Below are 9010 nucleotides of genomic sequence, written 5' to 3' on the forward strand. Positions count from 1 at the left end.
TCATCGAACGGTTGACGCCGAAACGACGGCCATCGGCCTTCACCGATCGACAGCCTCAAGTTCCGGGTGGCCGCAGGGTGGTCCATTGGCGTTCCTCAGCGGTCAAAACGCACATCCGCGGCGGTCGACCGGTGCATGCCGGTAGGCGATAACCTCCTGTAGAAATTGATCTTTCCCGGATCTTTTGGTCTCGACCGGGCCGTTCCGCGCTATAATGGTCCGCCGCTTCGATAGACCACCGTCGCTCAGCCCTTCGCCGAGGCTTGCCTGACCGTGCGGCAGTGCTTCTAGATCGCGGCAAAACACCTCGTTGGAGAAACGCCTATGGCCCAGGGGCCCCTGTCCGGTCTGAAGATCGTCGAGTTCGCGGGAATCGGTCCGGGACCGTTCTGCGGCATGCTGCTGTCGGACCTCGGGGCCGATGTCGTTCGCATCGACCGCAAGGGCGCCGGCCGCGGCTCGCCCGCCGACATCACCGCCCGTGGCCGCCGCTCGGTGGCCCTGGACCTGAAGAACCCCGCCGCCATCGAAACCTGCCTGAAGCTGATGGAGGAGGCCGACGGCATCATCGAGGGCTTCCGCCCCGGCGTCATGGAGCGCCTCGGCCTCGGCCCCGATGTGGCCCTGAAGCGCAACCCCAAGCTCGTCTACGGCCGCATGACCGGCTGGGGCCAGACCGGCCCCTACGCCAAGGCTGCCGGCCACGACATGAACTACATCGCCATCACCGGCGCCCTGCACGCCATCGGCACCGATGAGAAGCCGATCCCGCCACTCAACCTGGTCGGCGACTTCGGCGGCGGCGCCCTCTACCTCGCCTTCGGCCTGCTGGCCGGCGTCATCCATGCCCGCAGCAGCGGCCAGGGCCAGGTCATCGACTGTGCCATGAGCGATGGCGCGGCCTCCCTGATGGCCATGTTCTACGGCTTCAAGGCCATGGGCGCCTGGCAGGAGACCCGCCGCTCCAACCTGCTCGACGGCGGGGCCCACTTCTACGACACCTACCAGTGCGCCGACGGCAAATGGATCTCGATCGGTTCGATCGAGCCGCAGTTCTACGCCCTGCTGCTCGAGAAGACGGGCATCACCGACCCGCAGTTCCAGCATCAGATGGACCGCAGCCAGTGGCCGGAACTGACCCAGAAGCTGGCCGACGTTCTGAAAAACAAGACCCAGGCCGAGTGGTGCGAGATCATGGACGCCACCGACATCTGCTTCGCCCCCATCCTCGACCTGGATGAGGCCCCCAAACACGCCCACAACGTCGCCCGCGAAACCTTCGTCACCGTCGAAGGCGTCATCCAGCCGGCCCCGGCCCCCCGATTCTCCGCCACCCCGGGCAAGATCCAGGCGCCGCCGCCCAAGATCGGCGCCCACAACGAGGCGGCCCTGAGCGACTGGGGCTTCTCGTCCGACGCCATCAAGAAATTGCAGGACTCCGGCGCTCTGTAGGGGCCGAGAAATCTGACGCTGAAGCGACACGTTCCATTCAGCCACGGTTCAGCCGGCGACTCGTATTTTCGCATTGTGACTGGAGGCGCCGCGCTCTCCCGTCCCTCGAAAGCGGCGCCGAAGGGCATACAGGACGAAGGCAAGGTCATCCTGGAGGCGCGTCGCTCGGTAACCCGGGCGGCGCGCCGTCTTGTATTGCGCTGCGTCATGGTTACGGGCAGGTTCCCGCGATGTCCGATACCCGCGCCCGTTTCGCGCTTCTGTCTCACTGGCGAAACCTCGATCCGGCCCACTGGGTGCGGCTGACCCTCAGTGTCGCCGGCAAGTCCCTGTCGCGGCTGTGGGGCCGGGACGTCATGCTCTACGTCGGCGGGGTCAGCTTCTGGGCCATGCTGGCGGCCTTTCCCGCCATCGCCATCGGCATGGGCCTGTTCGGCCTGCTGATGGACCCCAACAAGATCGCCGAGCGAGCCGAGGCCTTCACCGGCCTGATGCCGCCCGGCGCCCAGGCCCTCTTCGAGAGCGAATTGGTCCGCCTGGCCCACGCCCCGCTGCAGGCGGTGTCGGCCCAGAGCCTGCTGGCCCTGATCATCGGGGGCTATGCCGCCCACCGGGGCTTCAAGGCCCTCCTGGCCGGCCTCTCCTTCATCCATGACGAAGAGAACCAGCGCGGCTTCTGGAACTTCAACTTCATGGCCCTGATCGTGCTGATCTGCGCCTTCGTCCTGATGGGCGTGGTCTCGGCCATGTTCCTGATGCTGCGGCTGATGAGTTCGGCCCTGGACGTCAAGCCGCTGGCCGGCACCGTGCTGCTCAGCGAATGGACCTGGACCAGCATCGGCATCACCCTGGCGATGACCCTGATCTACCGCTACGCCATGAGCCGCGAACCTGTCGTCTGGCGGGCCTCGATCATCGGCGGCATGGCCGCCGCCGCCCTGGCCGTGGGCGCGAGCTGGGCCAGCGCCTTCTACGTCGAACAGATCGCCCACCTGGGCGCCACCTATGGCTCTGTCTCGGCCGTGGTCGTCTTCCTCATCTGGCTCAGCTGGAACGTCAACGTCGTCTTCCTCGGCGGGGCCATCGCCACCGAGGTCGAGCTGGCCATCGCCCAACCGGCCCTGGATTTTGAGGACGCGCCGCTGCTCTGAGCGGTAGGGGATGGGCTAGCCCTTGCGGATCAGGAAGCTGACCGCTCCATCCGCCTCGACCTGCTCAACAACCGAATGCCCGCCCTGGGCCACGAAGTGCGGCACGTCCACCTTGGCCATCGGATCATCCGCGATCAGTTGCACCAGATCGCCGACGGCCATCCCCTCCAGCGCCTTGCGCAGCTTGAGGGTCGGCACCGGGCAGCGGTGGCCTCTCGCGTCGATCAGCAGCGGCTCTTGGCTCATGCCTTCCCGATAGCTAGGGTCCGCCCCCTAAACAAGTTCAGGGGGCGTCATGCTTCGGGGTCTGGTCGCGGCGCTGGTTGGCGCATCCTTCATCATCACGCCGGCCTTCGCGGCCCCGCCAAAGAAGGCGGACCCCGCCAAATGGGACGTCAACGCTCCGCCAGGACCGTTCAAGGACGTGCCCATCGACACCACCACCGGCACCTGGATGAGCGTCGACGTCAGCCCCGACGGGAAAGAGGTGTTGTTCGACCTGCTGGGCGACCTCTACACCGTCCCGATCAACGGCGGTGAGGCCAAGAGCCTGACCAGCGGCGTCGCCTGGGACATGCAGGCCCGATATTCGCCCAACGGCCGTTGGATCGCCTTCACCTCCGACCGCGGCGGCGGCGACAATATCTGGGTCATGAACCGTGACGGCTCCGACATGCGCGCCGTCTCCAAGGAAACTTTCCGTCTGCTGACCCAGCCGGCCTGGTCGCCCGACAGCGAATACATCGTCGGCCGCAAGCACTTCACCTCCGGTCGCTCGCTCGGCGCCGGCGAGATGTGGCTCTATCACCGGGCCGGCGGCGACGGCATCCAGCTGACCAAGAAGCGCACCGAGCAGAAGGACACCGGCGAACCGGCCTTCAGCCCCGACGGCCGCTATCTCTACTTCAGCGATGACGCCACGCCCGGCGGACAGTTCGAGTACAGCAAGGACCCGAACACCCAGATCTATGTGATCCAGCGCCTCGACCGGAAGACCGGCGAGACCAGCAGCTACGTCACAGGCCCCGGCGGCTCGATCCGCCCGACGCCCTCGCCGGACGGCAAGAGTTTGGCCTTCGTTCGGCGGGTTCGCTACAAGACCACCCTCTTCATCCGCGACCTGGAGAGCGGCAAGGAGACCCCGGTCTACGACGCCCTCGACCGCGACATGCAGGAGACCTGGGCGGTCCACGGGGTCTACCCCAACATGGCCTGGACCCCGGACAACAAGGCCGTCGTGCTCTGGGCCGGCGGCAAGATCCGCAAGATCGACGCTGCCACCGGGACGGTCGCCGACATCCCCTTCCATGTGAAGACCACCCGCCGGGTCACCGGCGTGGTCCGCGCCAAGGTCGACGTCGCGCCGAAATCCTTCGACGTGAAGATGATCCGCTGGGCCGAGGTTTCCCCGCGCGGCGACAAGGTCGTCTTCGAGGCGCTTGGCAAGCTGTGGGTCCGTGACGTGAACGGCGGCCAGGCCAAACGCCTGACCAGCCAGAGCGACCATTTCGAACTCTATCCGTCCTGGTCGCGCGATGGGTCGTCCATCGTCTACACCACCTGGAATGACGATGCCTTCGGCACGATCCGCGTCGTCGCCGCCGGCGGCGGCGAGGGTAGGGTGGTCTCGAAGAAGCCCGGCCACTACGTCGAGCCGGCCTTCAGCCCCGATGGCCGCACCATCGTCTACCGAACCGTGCAGGACGGTTATCTGACCAGCGCCCTGTGGGGCGGCGAGACCGGCCTGTGGAGCGTGCCGGCCGCCGGCGGCGAGCCCAGGGAGATCACCTCCAACGGCGTGCTGCCGCAGTTCGGCGCCGCGTCCGATCGTGTTTACTTCATGAGCTTCGAGGCCGAGGGCAAACGCGCCCTCAAATCGGCCGAGCTGGACGGCGGCGACCCGCGCGTCCACCTCACCAGCGCCAACGCCGGCGAGTACGCCATCGCGCCCGACGAGAAGTGGGTGGCCTGGACAGAGCGGTTCAACGCCTACGTCGCGCCCCTGGTCTTCACCGGCAAGCCGGTCGAGATCGGGCCCGACAGCAAGGCCCTGCCGGTTACCCGCGTGACCCGAGACGCCGGCGAGTGGCTGCACTGGTCAGGCGACAGCAAGCGCCTCTGGTGGTCGCTCGGACCGGAGCTCTACAGCCGTGACCTCAAGGACGCCTTCGCCTTTGTTGACGGCGCGCCCAAGGAGCTGCCCAAGGCTCCCGAAAGCGGCATCAAGCTCGGCTTCAGTCAGGCCTACGACGCCCCCACCGGCAAGATCGCTCTGGTCGGCGCCCGGATTATCACCATGAAGGGCGATGAGGTCATCGAGGACGGGGTCATCGTCCTCAACGGCAACCGCATCGAAGCCATCGGCAAGCGGGGCGCGGTGGGCACGGGCGACGCCAAGGTCGTCGATGTCTCCGGCAAGACCATCATCCCCGGCCTGATCGACGCCCACTGGCATGGTTCGATGGGCTCTGACGAGATCATCCCGCAGCAGAGCTGGATCAACTACGCCGCCCTGGCCTTCGGGGTGACGACGATCCACGACCCGTCAAACGACACCAGCGAGATCTTCGCCCACAGCGAGCTGGCCAAGGCCGGCGAAGTGGTGGGCCCGCGCATTTTCTCGACCGGCACCATCCTCTACGGAGCGACGACGCCGTTCACCGCCAAGATCGAAAGCGCCGACGACGCCCTGTCCCATCTGCGCCGCATGAAGGCGGCCGGCGCCTTCAGCGTGAAGAGCTACAACCAGCCCCGCCGCGACCAGCGCCAACAGGTCATCGCGGCCGCCCGGAGCCTGGACATGTCGGTGGTGCCGGAAGGCGGCTCGCTGTTCCAGCACAACATGACCATGCTCATCGACGGCCATACCACCGTCGAGCACTCGATCCCGGTCGCCGCCATCTATGACGACGTCAAGCAGCTATGGTCGCAGACGGGCACGGCCTACACGCCGACCCTGGTCGTCGCCTACGGCGGCGCCTGGGGCGAGCACTACTGGTACGAGACGACCAACGTCTGGGAGGACCCGACCCTCACCAAGTATGTCCCGCGCCGCATCCTCGACGCCCGCTCGCGCCGGCCATTCAAGATCCCGCCGGAGGAACTGAACCACATCCGCATCGCGACCGTGGCCCGAGAGCTCAACGACAAGGGCGTCCTGGTTCAGGCCGGCGCCCATGGCCAGCGCGAGGCTCTGGGCCTGCACTGGGAAATCTGGATGATGGAGCAGGGCGGCATGACCCCGCTCAACGCCCTGCGCACGGCCACTCTGAACGGCGCCCAGGCGCTGGGCATGGACCGCGACATCGGCTCGCTGGAGGTCGGCAAGCTGGCCGACCTGGTGATCCTCGACGCCAACCCGCTGGAGAACATCCGCAACACCCGGACGATCCGCTTCACCATGATCAACGGTCGGCTGTTCGACAACGACATGAATGAGGTCGGCGGCCGCGGCCGGGCCCGCAAGCCCTTCTGGCACCAGCAGGCCGGCGGCGACACCTGGGGCGGGACGGTCACCACGGAGGCGACCGACCACACGGGCGACTAACGGCATGCGGGGACACGTTGAAATTCAACGTGTCCCCTCCCTCTTTTACTAGCTTTCGGATTGCATGATCGGCAACCGCGCCAGCAGGGCCACAAGCTCGGCCTGGCGGGAGGTCCCGGTCTTCTTGAGGATGCTGCGAAGCTGGACGCGCAGCGTGTTGATCGCCACGCCGCGGATGGCGGCGATATCGCTCAAGGTGTGGCCCTCGAGCAGGCCCATGGCCAACTCCAGTTCCGCCGAGGACAGACGGAACAGGCTGCTGACCCGCGACCGGCGGGCCCCGCCGTCAAACTGCGGGCCGTGGGCGATGATCAGCACCTGGGACTCGCCCCGCCGCGAGATCGGCGAAACCATCAGCGACAGATAGCCGTCTTCGGGTTTGCGGGCGCTGACCATCGAGGCCACCGAGCCGCTGCGGTGCAAGGCGTGATAAATGGCCGCCTGCAGTTCCAGGTCGCTGGCTTCATGGGTGGCGACCAGGCGCCCGCCGCGCACGGTCAATCCGTCCGCACGCTCCAGAATCTGTCCGCCATGCCGGTTCTGGTGACAGACCATGCCGCCGGCGGTGATCCGGAAGATGGCCATGGGGAAGGCGTCGAGGGCGGCGTCGGCGAAGGCCGACGACACCTGCGCCTGATCGAGCCGCGCCTTCAGCTTCAGCACCCGCCGCAGATGGGGCAGGGCGGAGGTCAGGCTGGCCTGATGCGCCTCACTGAACGGCCCGGCCTCCGCCGGGCGGCCAACCCCGATAACGGCCTCCGCGCCGCCCTCCAGCCGCACCGCGGCCACCATCGAGTGGCCCGGGTCGATCCGGTGGGGGCGGAGGACCTCATTGAAGAAGGTGGATCCCCGCCAGTCGGCTTCGGGCAGGAAACTGTCGGTGACCATGGCGGTGTCGTAGAGGCGCGGCCGGCGGACACGCCAGGGATCGTTGTCCGCGTAGTCTCCGGTGTAGAGGTCCCCTAGGCCGCTGAAGACGGCGTTGCTGAACACCTGCGTGACCCCGTCAGGTTGCTCGGTGGCGACGCTTGCCCACGGACACGCCGTTGCTTCGGCGAGCATTCGCGCCAGACCGTCACAGTCGATTTCTTCGGAAAGCACGTCGTACATCGACGCCCACTCGGCAACAGCCATCACTCCCCCTCGCCTCAACCAGTTCGAACCAAACATCCCCCCCGGATGCCGTCTTGAAGTGTCTTTCACTGGCGGGCTCGGAAGAGTTGCATGAACGCCGATCCGTGAAAAGCCCCCCAATAAAGCTACGCCGGTTGCGTGGTGCACATAATCCAAATGAGCTACACGTACTCGCAAACTATAGATGCGCGCGATCCATCGAAGTTATAGAAAAGCGCATGATTCTGATAGTGTGTGTTTAGGTATTGTCAGTGCGGGTTAAAGCGGCATTAATGTTGACCTGAGCTGGCCGCGGGGGCGGTCGTTAATCAGTTGGGGGACGCGCTTCCGGACTTGCTGATCTGTTCATCAATTGCCGGGTCGTACCTTTAATTGCTGAGCTTACCCATCTGACTCGCCTTGGTGAGCCAGTGTGAGAGCTTGCGCCTCGATCGCCTCCCTGACGCCAGCGGATCAACAACCGCGCGGGCGAGCCGTGCAGATCAGGGCGGGACTACATCATGGCGAACTTCCCCACGGCCGGTAACGACACCATCGACGGCACCAACGGCAAAGACACCATCGACGCCCTGGGCGGTGATGACGTCATCAACGGCTTTGGCGGAAATGACATCCTCCGGGGCAGCGGCGGCGATGACGACATCACCGGCGGGACCGGGAACGACAACCTGTACGGCCTGGCCGGCACCGATACGGCCCGCTACCAGAACACCACCGTCCAGGCGGCGAGCACCTCGCCTGCGGTCATGGGGACCTGGGCCGGCGCGCTGCTGACCCTGACGACCGGCACGATCGACGGCACCGATGTTCTGAACGCCTTCGAAAAGCTCTGGATGAACGGCGTGATGTTCGATGTGAACGTCTCGGCCCGCAACGTCGTGGCGATCACCGGGGCCGATACGGCCAATGCGTCGGAAGACGGTCCCAACGTGCTCGGCAACGTCCTGGCCAACGACTACGACATCGACTCCCAGCTTTCAGTGACCGGCATCTCGTTTGATGGAACTCCGGGAACGGTCGGCGTCGCGATTGCCGGGGACTTCGGCTCCCTGACCATCAACAGCGACGGGACCTATTCCTACGATCCCGCGCCCGACAGCACCGGCACGGACGTTTTCACCTACACGGTGCTTGACGGCGGCCTGCCGCGAAACGTGACCCTGACGGTCAACGTCGTGGCTGTGAACGACCCGCCCGTCGCCAACGACAGCACAAACTCCGGCGACGAGGACACCGAGATCCAGGGCACGGTCACCGCCACGGATCCGGACAGTGTTCCGACCTATGCGGTCGATACCGGTCCCTCTCACGGCGTCTTGGTGCTTCAGCCCGACGGCACCTACACCTATACCCCCGACGCCAACTACCACGGCTCGGACAGCTTCACCTTCACGGCCAGCGACGGCACGTCGACCGATGTCGGTCAGGTGGACCTGACCATCAACTCGGTGCCGAACGACACCCTGGTCGTGGGCGCGGGTGGCTATGCCACCATCCAGGAGGCCATTGACGCCGCCGAGGCCGGCGACACGATCCAGATCACCGCCGGGACCTATTCCGAGAACGTGCTGGTCAACAAAAGCGGGATCACCATCGTCGGGATCGGCGAGGTCAACCTGGTCGGCACCTTCAAGACCGACAACGGCATCGCCGGCGACGTGAACAGCTGGCTGGAAACGGCGACCAGCTACGACAACGCGTCAGGCATGGCCTTCACGGTCAGCGG

6 protein-coding genes are annotated in these 9010 nt (G+C 66.0%); 4 read left to right on the plus strand and 2 right to left on the minus strand.

Annotated features, from left to right (window positions below):
• Positions 1–324 precede the first annotated feature (324 nt).
• Both AC2YG9_RS22365 and AC2YG9_RS22370 read left to right on the plus strand, forming a co-directional pair.
• Positions 325–1452, plus strand: a complete 1128-nt coding sequence (locus tag AC2YG9_RS22365; RefSeq protein WP_487300215.1) for a CaiB/BaiF CoA transferase family protein — start codon at positions 325–327, stop codon at positions 1450–1452.
• A gap of 230 nt (positions 1453–1682) precedes the next feature.
• Positions 1683–2603 (plus strand): YihY/virulence factor BrkB family protein, encoded by a 921-nt coding sequence (locus AC2YG9_RS22370; RefSeq protein ID WP_487300216.1) that lies wholly within the window; start codon positions 1683–1685, stop codon positions 2601–2603.
• Between the two features lie 15 nt (positions 2604–2618).
• On the opposite strand, the gene AC2YG9_RS22375 is transcribed toward AC2YG9_RS22370, so the two are convergent.
• A complete protein-coding gene (locus AC2YG9_RS22375; RefSeq protein WP_487300217.1) occupies positions 2619–2849 on the minus strand; it encodes a sulfurtransferase TusA family protein in 231 nt (76 codons plus the stop codon).
• 49 nt (positions 2850–2898) lie between these two features.
• Between AC2YG9_RS22375 and AC2YG9_RS22380 the strand changes: the two genes are divergently transcribed.
• Entirely contained in the window at positions 2899–6150 is a 3252-nt protein-coding gene (locus tag AC2YG9_RS22380) for an amidohydrolase family protein (protein WP_487300218.1), read from the plus strand.
• Between the two features lie 48 nt (positions 6151–6198).
• Here the strand turns inward: AC2YG9_RS22380 and AC2YG9_RS22385 are convergent, their stop codons facing one another.
• Entirely contained in the window at positions 6199–7284 is a 1086-nt protein-coding gene (locus AC2YG9_RS22385; protein ID WP_487300219.1) for a helix-turn-helix transcriptional regulator, read from the minus strand.
• Between the two features lie 500 nt (positions 7285–7784).
• On the opposite strand from AC2YG9_RS22385, the gene AC2YG9_RS22390 reads away from it, so the two are divergent.
• The coding region (locus tag AC2YG9_RS22390; RefSeq protein ID WP_487300220.1) for a tandem-95 repeat protein at positions 7785–9010 on the plus strand (1226 nt) is incomplete at its 3' end.

The sequence above is a fragment of the Caulobacter sp. SRI_014 genome, from assembly GCF_057586315.1.